Origin of the sequence: Streptomyces anthophorae (assembly GCF_049310305.1) — a bacterium.
Classification (GTDB): Bacteria; Actinomycetota; Actinomycetes; order Streptomycetales; family Streptomycetaceae; genus Streptomyces.
In genome coordinates, this window is the sequence record NZ_JBLWQQ010000001.1 from 390,342 (window position 1) to 404,669 (window position 14,328).

Annotated in this window: 13 protein-coding genes; 8 read left to right on the forward strand and 5 right to left on the reverse strand. The window is 71.3% G+C overall.

What is annotated here, in order from left to right; translation table 11 throughout:
* Positions 1-7: 7 nt before the first annotated feature.
* From ACNYS0_RS01720 to ACNYS0_RS01730, 3 genes are read left to right on the forward strand one after another with little or no spacing between them, the layout of a single operon-like run.
* Entirely contained in the window at positions 8-769 is a 762-nt protein-coding gene (locus tag ACNYS0_RS01720) for an IclR family transcriptional regulator (protein ID WP_422470815.1), read from the forward strand.
* Positions 766-1,971, forward strand: coding sequence for a CaiB/BaiF CoA transferase family protein (locus tag ACNYS0_RS01725; protein WP_422470816.1), 1,206 nt, complete (start codon positions 766-768; stop codon positions 1,969-1,971). The genes ACNYS0_RS01720 and ACNYS0_RS01725 overlap by 4 nt, the downstream gene beginning before the upstream one ends.
* Positions 1,971-2,801, forward strand: coding sequence for a citryl-CoA lyase (locus ACNYS0_RS01730; RefSeq protein WP_422470817.1), 831 nt, complete (start codon positions 1,971-1,973; stop codon positions 2,799-2,801). Before ACNYS0_RS01725 ends, ACNYS0_RS01730 begins: the two co-directional genes overlap by 1 nt.
* A gap of 36 nt (positions 2,802-2,837) precedes the next feature.
* Here ACNYS0_RS01730 and ACNYS0_RS01735 read toward each other — a convergent pair whose 3' ends face one another.
* The gene (locus tag ACNYS0_RS01735; RefSeq protein ID WP_422470818.1) at positions 2,838-3,857 is read right to left on the reverse strand and encodes a LacI family DNA-binding transcriptional regulator; all 1,020 of its coding nucleotides are present in this window, start codon (positions 3,855-3,857) and stop codon (positions 2,838-2,840) included.
* 303 nt (positions 3,858-4,160) lie between these two features.
* Here ACNYS0_RS01735 and ACNYS0_RS01740 point away from each other — a divergent pair, with 303 nt between their 5' ends.
* The 5 genes from ACNYS0_RS01740 (at position 4,161) to ACNYS0_RS01760 (ending at position 9,922) form a co-directional block, all read left to right on the forward strand.
* Positions 4,161-5,366 (forward strand): extracellular solute-binding protein, encoded by a 1,206-nt coding sequence (locus ACNYS0_RS01740; protein WP_422470819.1) that lies wholly within the window; start codon positions 4,161-4,163, stop codon positions 5,364-5,366.
* Positions 5,363-6,328, forward strand: a complete 966-nt coding sequence (locus tag ACNYS0_RS01745) for a carbohydrate ABC transporter permease (RefSeq protein ID WP_422412290.1) — start codon at positions 5,363-5,365, stop codon at positions 6,326-6,328. The genes ACNYS0_RS01740 and ACNYS0_RS01745 overlap by 4 nt, the downstream gene beginning before the upstream one ends.
* Entirely contained in the window at positions 6,325-7,176 is an 852-nt protein-coding gene (locus ACNYS0_RS01750; RefSeq protein ID WP_422470820.1) for a carbohydrate ABC transporter permease, read from the forward strand. Before ACNYS0_RS01745 ends, ACNYS0_RS01750 begins: the two co-directional genes overlap by 4 nt.
* 60 nt (positions 7,177-7,236) lie before the next feature.
* On the forward strand, positions 7,237-8,919 hold the full coding sequence (locus ACNYS0_RS01755; protein ID WP_422470821.1) for a glycoside hydrolase family 13 protein: 1,683 nt from the start codon (positions 7,237-7,239) through the stop codon (positions 8,917-8,919).
* Positions 8,920-8,995: 76 nt separating this feature from the next.
* Positions 8,996-9,922, forward strand: coding sequence for a helix-turn-helix domain-containing protein (locus ACNYS0_RS01760; RefSeq protein ID WP_422470822.1), 927 nt, complete (start codon positions 8,996-8,998; stop codon positions 9,920-9,922).
* On the opposite strand, the gene ACNYS0_RS01765 is transcribed toward ACNYS0_RS01760, so the two are convergent.
* The 4 genes from ACNYS0_RS01765 to ACNYS0_RS01780 all read right to left on the reverse strand — a co-directional run bounded on the left by ACNYS0_RS01765 (position 9,919) and on the right by ACNYS0_RS01780 (position 14,301).
* Entirely contained in the window at positions 9,919-10,827 is a 909-nt protein-coding gene (locus ACNYS0_RS01765; RefSeq protein ID WP_422470823.1) for a dioxygenase family protein, read from the reverse strand. The two genes, ACNYS0_RS01760 and ACNYS0_RS01765, sit on opposite strands and share 4 nt — an antisense overlap.
* Positions 10,824-11,879: a maleylacetate reductase gene (locus tag ACNYS0_RS01770; RefSeq protein ID WP_422470824.1), complete on the reverse strand. Its 1,056-nt coding sequence runs from the start codon at positions 11,877-11,879 to the stop codon at positions 10,824-10,826. Before ACNYS0_RS01770 ends, ACNYS0_RS01765 begins: the two co-directional genes overlap by 4 nt.
* Positions 11,879-13,678, reverse strand: a complete 1,800-nt coding sequence (locus ACNYS0_RS01775) for an FAD-dependent oxidoreductase (RefSeq protein WP_422470825.1) — start codon at positions 13,676-13,678, stop codon at positions 11,879-11,881. The genes ACNYS0_RS01770 and ACNYS0_RS01775 overlap by 1 nt, the downstream gene beginning before the upstream one ends.
* A 146-nt stretch (positions 13,679-13,824) precedes the next feature.
* Positions 13,825-14,301: a (2Fe-2S)-binding protein gene (locus tag ACNYS0_RS01780; protein WP_422470826.1), complete on the reverse strand. Its 477-nt coding sequence runs from the start codon at positions 14,299-14,301 to the stop codon at positions 13,825-13,827.
* Positions 14,302-14,328: the final 27 nt, after the last annotated feature.

Sequence of the window (14,328 nt, forward strand, 5' to 3'; positions counted from 1 at the left end):
GAGACCCATGCCCGAGTCCGAAGCGGGAGGCGTGCGCAGCGTGCAGCGCGCGGTCGACCTGCTCGCCCTGTACGACGCCGAGCACCCGGCCCGCACCGTCCGCGAGCTGGTCGACGCGACGGGACTCGCCAAGTCCACCGTCGTCCGTCTCGTGCACACGCTGGAGCAGTGCGGGCTGCTGTGGAGCCGCGGCGACGGCCGCACGGTGCCGGGCCCCGGACTGCTGCGGTGGGCCGAGCTCGCGGGATCCACCTGGAAGCTGCCCGAGTCGGCGCTCGCCCTGATGAGGCAGCTGAGCGAGGCCAGCAGCGGCGAGGCCGTGCATCTGTACGTGCGTCAGCAGGGCGCCCGCGTCTGCATCGCCCGGCACGAGGGCACTCGCACGCTGCGGCACGTGGTGCGGGTCGGCGAGGAGATGCCGCTGTGGTCCGGTGCCGCCAGCCACGTCCTGCTGTCACGCGCCGACCGCGCCGACGTCGAGGCGGTAGCGGCCGGGGCCCCGCACGAGGACTGGCCCGCACTGCTGTGGGAGCGGGCACAGCGGGCCGCGGTGACGGGCTGGTCGGCCAGTCACGGGGAGCGCGAGGCGGGGGTGTCCGGTGTCGCGGCGCCCGTCTTCGACACGTCCGGGCGGGTCGTCGCCGCGCTCGCCCTGGGCGGGCCCACCACCCGCTTCACCGAGGAGATCGTGGCCGACTTCGGAAAGCTCCTGGTCGAATCGGCGACCGCGCTCACCGCCCTCGACTGCATCGGAGGCACCGCACGATGAGCACGCCACTGCTGGAGGGCATACGCGTCCTCGACCTCACCAACGTCCTCGCCGGGCCCTTCGCGGGCTATCAGCTCGCGCTCCACGGCGCCGACGTCGTGAAGGTCGAGATGCCCGAATCCGGGGACCTGGCAAGGCAGTTGGGCGCCGACCGTGCGCTCGGCGAGGATCTGCTCGGCGCCTCGTTCCTCGCACAGAACGCCGGCAAACGGTCCCTGACCCTCAACCTCAAGGAACCGTCGGGCAAGGAAGCCCTGCTGCGCGCCGTGCGCGACGCGGACGTCCTCGTGGAGAACTTCCGGCCCGGCGTGATGGACCGGCTCGGCGTCGGCTGGGACGCGCTCAGGAACGAGAACCCCGGCCTCGTCTACTGCGCCATCTCCGGTTTCGGGCAGACGGGCCCGATGCGGCACCGCCCCGCCTACGACCAGATCGTGCAGGGCCTCAGCGGAATGATGAGCGTCACCGGCACCCCCGAGGTCACGCCGCTGCGGGCCGGATTCCCCGTCGCGGACACCCTGGGCGGCATGGCGGCGGCCTACGCGGTCGCGGCCGCCCTCGTGCGCCGGGCGCGCACGGGCGAGGGGGCCCTCCTCGATGTGTCCATGCTGGAGTCCGCCCTCACCGCGATGGGCTGGGTCACCTCCAACTACCTGATCACCGGGCGCAGTCCGCAGCCCATGGGCAACGAGAACTTCACCGCGGCCCCCTCCGGCACCTTCGCCACCGCCGACGGCCACCTCAACATCGCGGCGAATCGCCAGCAGCAGTTCGCGACGCTGTGCCGCCTCGTCGACCGCGAGGACCTGTTGTCCGACCCGCGCTTCGCCCACCCCGCCGACCGCAAGACACACCGTGAGGCGCTGCGCGCCGAGGTCGAGGCGGGCCTCGCGCTGCGGACCGCCAAGGAGTGGGAGGAGGTCCTGTCCGACGCGGGCGTGCCCGCCGCCCGCGTGCTGTCCGTCCCGGACGCCCTCGGTCTTGAGCAGGTGAGCGCCCGCGGCTTCGTCCACGACCTGCCCTTCCCGGACGGCCGCGACCGCCCCCTCCAGGTGTTGGGCAGCGCGACCCAGGTCGACGGCGAACCGGTCGGCCCGGGCTGCCCGCCCCCGCGCCTGGGCGAGCACACCGACACGGTTCTGGCCGAACTCGGTTACGGGCAGCGGGAGATCGCGGAGCTGCGCAGCAAGGGAGCGGTGTGATGAGCGAGCCGGGCACGCCCGAAGGCCTGATCGAGCAGGACCGGGTCACCGGCTGGTGGTCCACGGCGGTGAGCCGCATCCGCCCCGGCGAGATACTGCTGCGCGGCTACCCGGTGGAACAGCTCATCGGCCATGTCACCTTCGCGGAGCAGATCTGGCTCATGCTGCGCGGCGAACTCCCCACCCCCGCCCAGGGAAAGCTCCTGGAGGCCGCCCTCGTGTCCGCCGTCGACCACGGCCCGCAGGCGCCCTCCATCGCTGCAGCACGCATGGCCGCGACCTGTGGGGTCGGCCTCAACAGTGCGGTGGCCACGGGCGCGGGGCTGCTCGGCGACACGCACGGCGGGGCGGGGCAGCAGTGCATGGAGGTCCTGGAGCGGATCGCCGCTGGGGCCCAACCCGCCCAGTTGGTCGCGGAGTTCAGGTCGCGGGGGGCGTACGTGCCCGGGTTCGGGCACCGCTTCCACCCGCACGACCCACGCCGCGATCCGCTGCTGGCGCTGGTGCGCGAGGCCGTGGACGCCGGGGAGGTTCCGGGGCACGCCCTGGCCGCCGGTCTCGCACTGGAGGAGGCACTGGCCGCGGGCCGGACTCGCCCGGTGCCGATGAACATCGACGGTGCCACCGCCATCGTCTACGCCGAGTTGGGTTTCCCGGCGGAACTGGGGCGCGGCCTGTTCGTCCTCTCCCGCAGCGTCGGCATCCTCGCGCACGCCTGGGAGGAGCACCAGACCGGCAACCGGATCAAGGGCCCGCTGCCCAAACCTCTGCTGGCCGGGTACCACGGTGCGGCACCACGTGACCTGAAGCGGGGACACACCGACGCGTGACCCCGCCCGCCGCGGTCGCGCGACACCCGGGACCGATCACCTCCCGGGTCGCACCGTCGACCCTCTCGGGATCAGCCTCAGCGGCAGCTCCCGATGCGGAGCAGGGTCGGCGTCCGGTTTCGCGATCAGGTCCGTGACCATGCCGCCGGCCACCGCGCCCAGGCTCACCGGGTCCTGCGCGACGGTGGTCAGGCCGGCCCACTCCGCCACCGGGTGGTCGTCGAAGCCCGCCACGGAGAGCTGCTCGGGGACGTCGATCCGGGCCTCGCGCAGCACGGTGAGGAGTTCGAGGGCGAGTTCGTCGGTCTCGGCGAAGACCGCGGTGGGCGGGTCGGACAGAGTGGTCAGCTCCCCGATGGTCTCCAGTGTCGCGCGACGGCTGTGCGACACCTCGCGGACGAGGGCGGGTTCGGTCCCGGCCTCGGCCAGGGCCTGCGAGAACCCGGTCCTGCGCTGCCGCGAGCTGTAGGTGAAGCCGTCGCTCCGGTTGCCGCAGAGGTACGCGATGCGGCGGTGGCCGAGGGTGAGCAGATGCCGGGTGGCGGCGCGGCCTCCGGCAACGTCGTCCACGTACACGCTCGGTCGGCCCTCGACCTTGCGGCTGACGTACACGACCGGCATGCCGAGGCCGTCGAGGCGCGCGGTCTCCTCCTCGGTGAGGTCGAAGCTGAGCACCATCAACGCGTCGGCGTTCCGCCGGGCCGGGAGCCGCTCGAAGAAGGCCTGCCGTTCGGACATTTCGGCGACGGGGTAGATCAGCAGGTCAAGGCCGGCACCGCTCAGCTGTGTGCTCAGGCCCTGGAGCACACATCCCACGAACCAGGACGAGAGGGTGGGGGCCAGCACGGCGACGTTCCCCGTGCGCCCGGTGACGAGCGAGGACGCCTGCCGGGACACCACGAACTCCAGCTCCCTGGCGGCCTGTTCGACACGCCGGCGCGCCTCGGGCGAGACGGTGGCCATGCCGCGCAGCGTGCGCGAGACGGTCGAGACCGACACCCCGGCCCGCTCGGCCACATCGGCCATCGTCGGGTAGCGCTGGTCGGGTATCGGCATGGCGGGAACGTAGCACAGCGGCGACGCACGACGGCAGGGGCCGTGAAAGCGTTGTCTTCAACTCCGTGCTGTGCAGACCCATTGACCTCCCGGGAAGTGACTGCCTAGCGTGCAAGCGTTCTCAGGAAGTTGTCAGCGCTGGGTCAGCCGCCACTTCGGCAGGAGCACCTCCCCATGACATTGAGCCGCAGAAGAACCTTGTCCTCCTTGGGTATCGCTGCCGGTACCGCCGCCGCTGCCCCTCTCGTCTCGGCCTGTTCCCGGGCCTCGGCCGCTCCCCCGGATCCGTCCGAGGCGCGGCAGGTGCCACGCGGGAAGACGACCATCGACTGGTGGTACAGCTCGGTGGCCGCGAAGGACGGCGGTGATCTGGCACCCCGTCTGATCAGCGCTTTCCGCGAGCGGTACCCACAGATCTCGGTGAACATCATCAAGGCGCCCGCCAGTACCGACACCCAACGCTCGGCGCTGTCCACACAGTTGGCCGCGGGCAGTACGAGTCCCGATGTCTATCAGGGCGACATCACGTGGGCCGCCCAGTTCGGCGCCGCGTCCTTCGCGCTGCCGGTCGAGTCACTGCTGGACGAGGAGGAGTGGCAGCGCTATCCCAAGGCGCTGCTCACCTCGCTCGGCTACGAGGGTCACCGGTACGCCTTCCCGCTGTACCAGGACCAGCCGTACCTCTACTACCGGCGCGACCTGCTGCACAAGCACGGGCTGCGGGTGCCGCGCACCTGGGAGGAGCTGATGCGCACCGCGCGGCGGGTCCAGCGCGCCGGTGACATCAAGCACGGGTTCGTCTGGCAGGGCAGCGTCTACGAGGGGATGACCTGCAACGTCACCGAGATCCTCGCGGACGCCGGGGGCCAGGCACTCTCCCCGGACGGCAGCCGCGCCACCTTCGCGGGAGCGGCGGCCGAGCGGGCCTTCGGCCTGATGCGGGACCTGGTGACCAGCCGTGTCTCCCCGTCCGCCGTCTCCACGTTCATCGAGCAGAACACGCTCGACGACTTCACCGGAGGGCACTCGCTGTTCCTGCGGAACTGGCCCTACGCCTGGGGAGTCGCCACCGCTCCGGACTCGTCGGTCGCCGGGAAGGTCGGCGCCGCGCTGCGCCCCGGGTTCGAGGGGCGCGAGGGCGGCCTCGGCTGCCTGGGCGGCTGGTGCAACTACCTCAACCCGCACTCCCGCAAGCTGGGCGCGGCCGCGGCCTTCGCCAAGTTCATCGCCCAGGAGGGTCAGATGGTCCTCGCCGAGCACGGCGCGCAGTTGCCCACCACGCGCGAGGCCCTCAACAGCCGCTGGATCCGCGGTTCGAAGAATCCGGTCTACGCCCTGGCGCCGGAGATGAAACTGGTCGCGCGCCCGACCCGCAATCCCTCGTACCCGCAGGTGAGCAAGGCGATCTACACCCACGCGAACCGGGTGCTCACCGGTGTGCCGGTCGGCCGTGCGGTGGCCGACGCGCAGGACCAGCTGACCGCGGCGCTCGCCGGGGAGTCGCTGTGACGGCCCCCGTGCGCACCCGGCCGCGGGCGACGACGGTGCCGGGTCCCGAGACCGCGGTCCGGGGAGACGGGCTGCGGCGCCGCAAGGCGCGCACCGGATGGCTGTTCACCGCTCCGACACTGGTCGTGGTGGGTCTGGTGACGCTCTTCCCGGTGCTGTACTCCGTGGTGACCAGCTTCGCCAAGATCCGCTTCACGTTCGGCGGCATGGAGGTCCAGGAGTGGACGGTCGCCAACTACGCCACGATGTTCTCCAGTTCCGCGTGGCTGGACGCGCTGGTGTTCACCGTGGGCTACACGCTGGGCACGGTCGCGGTGGAGATGGTCCTCGGCATCGCGGTGGCGGTGCTCCTTGAGCGCCTGGAGGCGGGGCGCGGCTGGATCCTGGCGCTGCTCCTCATTCCGTGGTCGCTGATCACCGTCGTCTCCGCACAGTTGTGGGCGTATCTGTACGACGCCGGGTACGGGGCGGTGACCTGGCTGTTCGGCCTGGTCATGGAGGCGCCGCCGGTGATCCTGGGCAAGCCGGTGCCGGCCGTCGCGGGGCTCGCGGTGGCGGACATCTGGAAGACGACACCGTTCGTCGCCGTCATCATCCTGGCCGGTCTGGTGAAGATCCCTCAGGAGCGGTACGAGGCGGCCGAGATGGACGGCGCGGGGGCCTGGACGACGTTCCGCCTGGTGGTGCTGCCCGCGCTGCGGCCGGTGATCGCGGTGGCGGTGCTCTTCCGTGTGTTGCAGGCCTTCGGCATCTTCGACCTGCCCTTCGTCCTCACCCAGGGCGGTCCGGGCACGGCCACCCAGTCGCTGGCGATCCTCGGCTACAAGGCGCTGTTCCAGGACCTCAACGTCGGGCTCGGGGCGGCGATCGCCACGGCAACCGGGGCGCTGGTCGCCATCGGCTGCCTGCTGTTCCTACGGGCCTTCAAGATGCAGGTGGACGAGGGAGGGGTGGGCCGATGAGCCGCCGCGGACGACAGGTCACCGGCGTGCACCGCTGGCTGAACGTCGTGAACATCGGGGCGTTCGTGCTGGTCCTCGCGGTGTCGCTGCCGCTGCTGTGGATGGCGGTGACGTCCTTCAAGCCGGAAGGCGAACTGGGCGCCTCGCCGCCCACCGTGCTGCCCAAGGACCCGACATGGGCACACTACGCGCGGGCGCTGACCTCGGCGGGCTTCGACCGCTATCTCCTCAACAGCGCGGTCATCTGCCTCAGCGCCACGGCCATCGTCCTCGCCCTCGGCCTGTTCGCCGGGTACGCGCTGGGCAGGATGCCGCTGCGCGGCAGGGGACCCATCATGGTGGCCCTGCTGATGATCTCGGTGTTCCCGACGATCGCCGTGGTCACCCCGCTGTACCTGGTCGAGCGGCAGCTGGACCTGCTCAACAGCTACTGGGGCCTGATCATCCCGTACGTCGCCTTCCATCTGCCGTTCGCGGTGTGGATCCTGCGGAACTCGCTGCTCGACATCCCGCACGAGCTGGAGGAGTCGGCGACGGTCGACGGCGCGTCCCCGGTCCGCACGCTCCTGTCGGTGATCCTGCCGCAGGCCAGGCCCGCCCTGTTCACCGCCGGGGTGTTCACGTTCACCGCCACCTGGACCGAGTTCCTGATGGCCCTGACCTTCAACTCCTCCGACGACTTCCGGACCGTGCCGGTGGGCATCGCCCTGTTCTCCGGCGTCTACGAGATCCCGTTCGGCACCATCTTCGCCGGCGCCATGGCCGCGACGGTCCCCATCGCGCTCCTTGTCCTGATCTTCCGCCGCAGTGTGCTGTCCGGCCTGACGGACGGCGCGGTCAAGGGATGACCACGGCACACCTGCCCCTGCTCCAGCTGGATCCCCCACTCGACTACGTACGGAGTCCGCATGACCGAGCACATCGACAACTCCCCGCAGGACGCCGACTGGTGGCGTCAGGCCGTCGTCTACCAGATCTACCCGCGCAGCTTCGCCGACTCCAACGGTGACGGGATCGGCGACCTCCCCGGCATCACCCGCCGCCTCGACCACCTGGCCGACCTGGGCGTCGACGCGATCTGGCTCAGCCCGTTCTACCCCTCGGAGCTGAAGGACGGCGGCTACGACGTCGCCGACTACCGGGACGTCGACCCGCGGCTCGGCAGTCTCGACGACTTCGACACCATGGTCGCCGAGGCGCACCGCCTCGGCCTGAAGGTGTTCGTCGACATCGTCCCCAACCACACGTCCGACCAGCACGTCTGGTTCCAGGAGGCCTTGGCGTCCCCGCCTGGCTCCCCGGCCCGCGAGCGCTACGTCTTCCGCGACGGCAGCGGCCCCGACGGCTCGCTCCCGCCCACCGACTGGGAGGCCAGCTTCTCGGGCAACGCGTGGAAGCAGGTGCCCGACGGGCAGTGGTACCTGCACCTGTTCGCGCCCGAGCAGCCCGACCTGAACTGGGAACACGAGGACGTGCGCGCCGACTTCCGAAAGACCCTGCGGTTCTGGTCGGACCGCGGTGTCGACGGCTTCCGTATCGACGTGGCGCACGGCTGCGCCAAGGACCTCGCCGGGCCGCTGGCCGACATCGGCCGCCCCCAGTACAAGGGCATCCACGACGACATGCCGCCGGGCACCCACCCGTACTGGGACCGCGACGAGGTGCACGAGATCTACCGCGACTGGCGCACGGTCCTCGACGACTACACACCACCGCGCGTCGCCGTCGCCGAGGCCTGGGTGACCAACTCCCGCAGGGTGCTCTACACCCGGCCCGACGAGCTGCACCAGGCGTTCAACTTCGAGTTCCTGTCGGCCCCTTGGCGCACGCCCGACCTCGCGAAGGTGATCGAGGAGTCACTGCACGCGGCCGGTTCCGTGGGCGCGACGGCGACCTGGGTTCTGTCCAACCACGACGTGGTCCGGCACGCCTCGCGGCTCGGTCTGCCGCCCGGCACCGATCTGGAGGCGTGGCTGCGCGCCGACGGCCGACTCCCCGAGCCCGACCGCGAACTCGGCCTGCGCCGCGCCCGCGCGGCCACGATGCTGATGCTCGCCCTGCCCGGCTCCGCGTACATCTACCAGGGCGAGGAACTGGGCCTGCCGGAGGTCGCGGACCTGCGCGTGGAGGACCTCCAGGACCCCGTGTACGGACAGTCCGGCGGCCGCCGCAAGGGCAGGGACGGCTGCCGGGTGCCGCTCCCGTGGGAGGCCGACGGCCCGTCGTACGGATTCGGGGACGCGGCGGGCTGGCTGCCGCAACCTGAGGACTTCGGCGCCCTGTCGGTGGCGGCCCAGGACCGGGACCCGGACTCGCACCTGGCCTTCTACCGTACGGCGCTGCGCCTGCGCCGCGAGCTGCTGCGGCCGGGCGCCCCCGGCAGCGAGGTGCTGGGCGAGCCCCGGATGGGAGAGACGCAACAGCTGCTGCACTTCACGCGCCTCGACGGCTGGGAGTGCGTGGTCAACGTCGACGGGCCGCCCGCCCATCTCCCGCCCGGTCAGGTGCTGTTGGCGAGCGGTCCGCTGACGGAGGAGGGGTTGCTGCCCGCGGACACGGCGGTGTGGCTGCGCACGGAGCCGGCCGCCTGAAAACCCACTAACCTGAGCTGTTGAGCGTTTAACCAGACGCGAGAAGCCAGACTCAGGAACCGGGAGGCTCGGGACCATGACGCACCCCGTCAGCTTCAGCACCCTGAACCTCCCCGAGGAACAGCACATCGCTCTGTGGGAGCGGCACAACGCCGAAGCACTGATCGGCTTGCGGTGCCGCTCCCTCGGCGAACGGCGCCTGGACGCCACGGAGATCAATCTCCAGCTCCCCCGGGTCCATCTCGCGCGGGTCCTCGGCAGCCCGCACATCGTGGAGCGTCCCCAGGCGGTGATCCGGCGCACCCCGTCCGAGGCGATGGCCTGCTACCTGAACCTGGCGGACGACGCGTTCTTCTACCACGACGACGGGGTCCACCTGCTGCGCTCGGGACAGTTGATCGTCTGCGATGCCGACCGGCCCTTCGTGCGGGGCTTCTCGAAGGGACTCGAGGAGCTGGCGGTCAAGGTGCCGCGCACGGTGTGGCGGGACATCGGCGGGCCGTCGACGTTGAAGCGGCCTCTCGTCCTCGATGTCGGCGAAGGCTCCGTCGAGGCGCGGACGTTCGCCGGGCTGGCAGGCCGGGCGCTGCGCCCGGGCGTCCCCGACACCGTCGACGAGCAGACCCTGCTGGGGCTGCTCGGCAGCCTGGTGACCGGCCGGCCGCCCGCGCTCGCCTCGGCCCATCTGGCGATCGCCAAGGTGTACATCGACCAGCATCTGGCCGAGCCCGGCCTCTCGGCGGCGCGCATCGCCCGTGGCGTGGGCATCAGCGAGCGGCATCTGTCGCGCGTGTTCTCCTCGGGCGGCTCGAGCGTTCCCCAGTATCTGCTGGGCCGCAGGCTGGAGTTGGCCCACACCATCCTCTCCGGGGGCGGCAGCGCGACGGTCGCCGAAGCCGCGGTCCGCTGCGGCTTCGGCTCGGCCGCCCACTTCTCCCACCGATTCAAGGAGCGCTACGGGGTACGGGCCTCGGACGTGCTGCGCGGGGCCCGGACCGGTTAGCTGCCGTCCGGTGCCAGCGTGATGTCGAAGCGGACGCGGGACCAGGCCCTGCCCTCCAGCTCGCGTCCGTCGGGCGTCGGTGTACCGGCCGGTTGTGGCGCGAAGTCCTTGACGAGGGACTCCTTCACTCCGAACACCGCGTCGCTGTCGAGCAGTTCGTCCCCACGGACGAAGATGTGCGTGACGAGCGTACGCAGTCCGGTCGCGGTGACCATGAAGTGCAGGTGCGGCGCCCGCATCGGGGAGCGTCCCGAGGCCGCCAGCAGGCCTCCGACCGGGCCGTCGTGGGGAATGGGGTACGGGGTCGGGGTGAGGCCCCAGAACCGGTACCGCCCCTCGGCGTCCGAGAACAGATGGGCGCGGGCCGCGACGCGGTCGTCGCCGTACTGCGTGTCGTAGAAGCCGTCCTCGTCGGCCTCCCAGACCTCGATCCGCGCCCCGGCCACGGGCTTCCCGGCGGTGTCGGTGACGGTGCCCTCGACCCAGCAGGGTTCTCCGGCGGCACCGAAGGCGAGGTCGCCGCCCTGCTCGATCTCGGGGCTGTGCTCGATGAAGAACGGTCCGAAGACGGTGGCCTCGGTGGCGTCGCCGTATGCCTCGTTGTTGACGGCGACCGTCTGCATGGACACCCCGAGGACGTCCGAGAGCAGGATGAACTCCTGGCGGCGTTCGTCGGTGATGTGTCCGGCCCGGGTGAGGAAGTCGATGCCCGTACTCCATTCCTCCTCGGTGAGCCGTACGTCCTGGACGAACGCGTGCAGGTGCCGGGTCAGGGATTCGAGGACCTGGCGCAGCCGGGGGTCGGTGCAGTCCTCGAAGGACCGCAGGACCTGACGCAGGACATCGGCCTCGCGTTCCCGCTGTTCGGCCGGGATGCCTGCGGACGTGCTGGGGGTGTGTGTCATCGGGGGTCGGCTCCTTCCCAGGCGGCCTCGAGCAGTGCCGTGATGCCTTCCGGTGTGACGGGCCGGGGGTTGTCGGCCGGGGCGGCGGCGAGGACGGCTTCGGTGGCCGCCGTGATGCCGTCGTGCGGCATGCCGAGGTCACGCAGCGAGCGGGGCGCGTCCAGCTCTGCGCGCAGCCGGGCCAGCCCTTCGTCGGCGGTGGGGGCGTCGAAGGCCGCGGCGAGGCGCCGTTCCGCCTGTGGGGCGCTCGGTGCGTTGAAGGCGAGGACGTACGGGAGGACGACGGCGTGGGTCTGGGCGTGCGGCAGGTTGAACCGGCCGCCCAGGACGTGGCAGATCTTGTGGTGCAGCCCGGACCCGGCGGACGCGAAGGCGACGGCGGACAGGTGGGCCCCGTACAGGGCCTGCTCCCGGCCCTCAAGGCCCTCCGGCTCCGCCGCCACCCGGGGCAGTCCGGCGCACAGTGCCCGTGCGCCCTCGGCGGCCAGGGCCTGATTGAGGGGGTCGGCGCGCGGGGCCCACAGGGAGTCCACGCAGTGCGCCAGAGCGTTCAGGCCGGACGCGACGCTGAGGCCCACGGGGAGGCCCAGCGTCAGCTCGGCGTCGTAGACGATCGTGTGCGGGAGCACCTTCGGGTCGGTGCCCGTGGTCTTGACGGAACCCTCGGTCAGGCCCCACACCGGGGTCGCCTCGGAGCCCGCGTAGGTGGTGGGGACGGCGACGACCGGGAGCCCGGAGGTCAGCGCGACCGCCTTGGCGAGGCCGGTGGCGGAGCCGCCGCCGATGCTGACGACGGCGTCGGCTCCGTGGACCGCGGCGACCTCTCTCGCGCGCCGCGCGGTCTCGACGGGGACGTGCATGACGACATCGTCGTGGCGCACGACGACGGGGAGTCCTGCTGTGATGCGCTCAGCCGGCTCCTTCGCCGAGGGAGCGGCGATGACCATCACCCGCTCGCTGCCGAGGCGGCCGAGCGCGGCGGCGAGGCTCTCCGCGGCGGCGCCGGAGGCGAACCGCACGGTCTGCGGGAGCGTTTCGTGGACGAAGTGCATCAGGGTTCGTTCCTTCCCAGGACGGACGCCAGGGCCCGGCGCAGTTCCTGAGCGGGGTCGTCGGGCAGGCTCGTCGACCGCCACGCGATGTGCTTGTCGGGGCGCACGAGCAGCACACCGCTCTCTTCGATCTCGCGCAACCCGGCCCAGTCGTAGTACAGGTCGGTCACCTCGCGGCCGGGCCCGATGACGACCGTGGCGAGCGGGACACCAAGCTCTCCGGCGACCTTCTCCGCTGCCTGCTCCCAGGCCTCGCCCGCGATGCCGGTGAGGAGCGTCCAGCGGTCGTAGGGCGCCAGGTCCATGAGCGCGTGGCGGTGTGTGCTGTCGCCGACCCAGGCGTGCGGCAGGTGGGCGCCGGGGACGGTCGACATCTCGTAGTAGAGGTCCGTGTCCCGGGCGGGCGCGGGGCGCTCGCTGCCGTCGGGGAGGATCGCGGCGGAGGTGTAGTGCTGGCCGAGTTCGACTCCGTGCGCGTTGAACTCGTAGTTCTTCAGCTCCATGGCGCGCACCAGGGCGGCCCGCTTGGCGGCGCCCGCCGGGGTGTTGTCCTTGCGCTCCTCGATGGCGGCCGCCATCTCGGCCTCGGTCGTGGCGCCGAGCAGGCCGAGCGCCTCGAAGATGCCCACGAACTCGCGGCCGGACTTGTTGGCCCGCTTCACGATCCGCTCCGCGACCGGTGCCCGCTCGGCCGTGTACGTGTCGAGGAGCGTGGGGTCCGCATGGCCCTTGAGCACGGCCGCGAGCTTCCAGGCCAGGTTGTAGGAGTCCTGGACGGAGGTGTTCGAGCCGAGGCCGTTGCTCGGCGGGTGCCGGTGGACGGCGTCGCCCGCGCAGAACACCCGGCCCTCGTGCAGCCGGGTCGCGTACATCTCGTTGTTGCCCCACAGGCTGGTGCCGGTGATCTCGACGTCGAGGTCCGGGATGCCGAGGAGGTTGCGGACGATCTGCACGGCGGCTGCCTCGTCGACGACCGGGGGTTCCTCGGCGATGTCGTACCCCCACACGATGAGCCACTCGTTCCAGGGGCGCACCATGCGCACCAGTCCCGCGCCGATGCCGCCGACGTTCGAGCCGGGCTGGACGACCCAGTACAGGACGGACGGGCGGTGCTCGACGTGGCGGGCGATGTCGGCCTTGAAGGTGATGTTCATCGATCCGGCGATGTCCATCGCGCCCTCGAAGGGCAGGCCGATGTCCTCGGCGACCTTGGAGCGGGCGCCGTCCGCGCCGATCAGGTACTTCGCGCGGATGCTGTACTCATGGCCGGTGAGCCGGTCGAGGACCCGCACGGTGACACCGTCGGCGTCCTGGGCGTGGGACAGGTACTCGGTGGAGAACCGGGTGTGCGCGCCGCGCTCGGTGGCGTTGCGGACCAGGATCGGCTCCAGGTACGTCTGCGGGATGTCGACGGTGAGGCAGGGCGAGGCGAGGCGGTAGTCGCCCTCGCGGTCGGGGCGCGTGCCCCAGGTGCGGATCCGGCCGATCTCCTCGCCTGCGATGCTCGTGCAGAAGACGGTGTCGCCGACGAGGGCGTGCTCGGTGGCGTCCGCGAGCACCTGCTCCTCGATGCCCAGGTCGCGGAAGACCTCCATCGTGCGCTGGTTGGTGATGTGCGCGCGAGGTGTGTTGGCGGTCCACCGGTACTTCGTGATCATGATCGTGTCGACGCCGAGCGTCGACAGCAGGAGCGCGGCGGCGGCCCCGGCCGGGCCCGAGCCGACGACCACGACGTCCGTTGTCACCGTCGGTCCTGCGGGTGGCTCGGTCTCCGGTGTCCCATCGCTGAAAGCGGGCATCGTGGGGCCTTTCGTGAATCCGGCGTCGGTGTCGGAGCCACAAGTCTCCGCGGGACCCGCCGACTTCGGAACCGTACGCTCCGAAGTCGGCGGGTCCGCCAACACATGGCGGTTTCACGAAAGTCGCCCCTCGTCGGGGCCGGGACTCACATCCCCTTGGCGCCCTCGCGGATCGCCTCCCGGATCCGGAAGTACGTGCCGCACCGGCACACGTTGCGGATGCCGTCGAGGTCCGCGTCGGTGATGGCGCGGCCCTCCTCCTTGGCCCGGCGGACCACCGCCACCGCGGCCATGATCTGGCCGGGCTGGCAGTAGCCGCACTGGGCGACGTCCTGGTCGAGCCAGGCCTGCTGCATCGGGTGCAGGTCCGTGTCCACGGTGTCGGCGAGGCCCTCGATGGTCGTCACCTCGTCATCGGAGGCCAGCGCCTTGACGGGAATCGAGCAGGGGTTGACGGCCTTGCCGTTGAGGTGGCTGGTGCAGGCCTTGCAGACGTTGATGCCGCAGCCGTACTTCGGTCCTGTGACGCCCAGGATGTCGCGCAGCACCCACAGCAGGCGCACGTCGTCCTCTACGTCGACCGTGACCTGCTCGCCGTTGACGCGAAATGTGTGCTTGGGCACGGGGTTTCCAGTCTCCCTGATTCGTAT

Bases quoted from the DNA above. Each gene is read 5' to 3' on its own strand.
- ACNYS0_RS01755 (WP_422470821.1), top strand. From the start codon at position 7,237: ATGACCGAGCACATCGACAACTCCCCGCAGGACGCCGACTGGTGGCGT.
- ACNYS0_RS01720 (WP_422470815.1), top strand. From the start codon at position 8: ATGCCCGAGTCCGAAGCGGGAGGCGTGCGCAGCGTGCAGCGCGCGGTC.
- ACNYS0_RS01770 (WP_422470824.1), bottom strand. From the start codon at position 11,879: ATGCACTTCGTCCACGAAACGCTCCCGCAGACCGTGCGGTTCGCCTCC.
- ACNYS0_RS01725 (WP_422470816.1), top strand. From the start codon at position 766: ATGAGCACGCCACTGCTGGAGGGCATACGCGTCCTCGACCTCACCAAC.
- ACNYS0_RS01775 (WP_422470825.1), bottom strand. From the start codon at position 13,678: ATGCCCGCTTTCAGCGATGGGACACCGGAGACCGAGCCACCCGCAGGA.
- ACNYS0_RS01760 (WP_422470822.1), top strand. From the start codon at position 8,996: ATGACGCACCCCGTCAGCTTCAGCACCCTGAACCTCCCCGAGGAACAG.
- ACNYS0_RS01730 (WP_422470817.1), top strand. From the start codon at position 1,971: ATGAGCGAGCCGGGCACGCCCGAAGGCCTGATCGAGCAGGACCGGGTC.
- ACNYS0_RS01750 (WP_422470820.1), top strand. From the start codon at position 6,325: ATGAGCCGCCGCGGACGACAGGTCACCGGCGTGCACCGCTGGCTGAAC.
- ACNYS0_RS01735 (WP_422470818.1), bottom strand. From the start codon at position 3,857: ATGCCGATACCCGACCAGCGCTACCCGACGATGGCCGATGTGGCCGAG.
- ACNYS0_RS01765 (WP_422470823.1), bottom strand. From the start codon at position 10,827: ATGACACACACCCCCAGCACGTCCGCAGGCATCCCGGCCGAACAGCGG.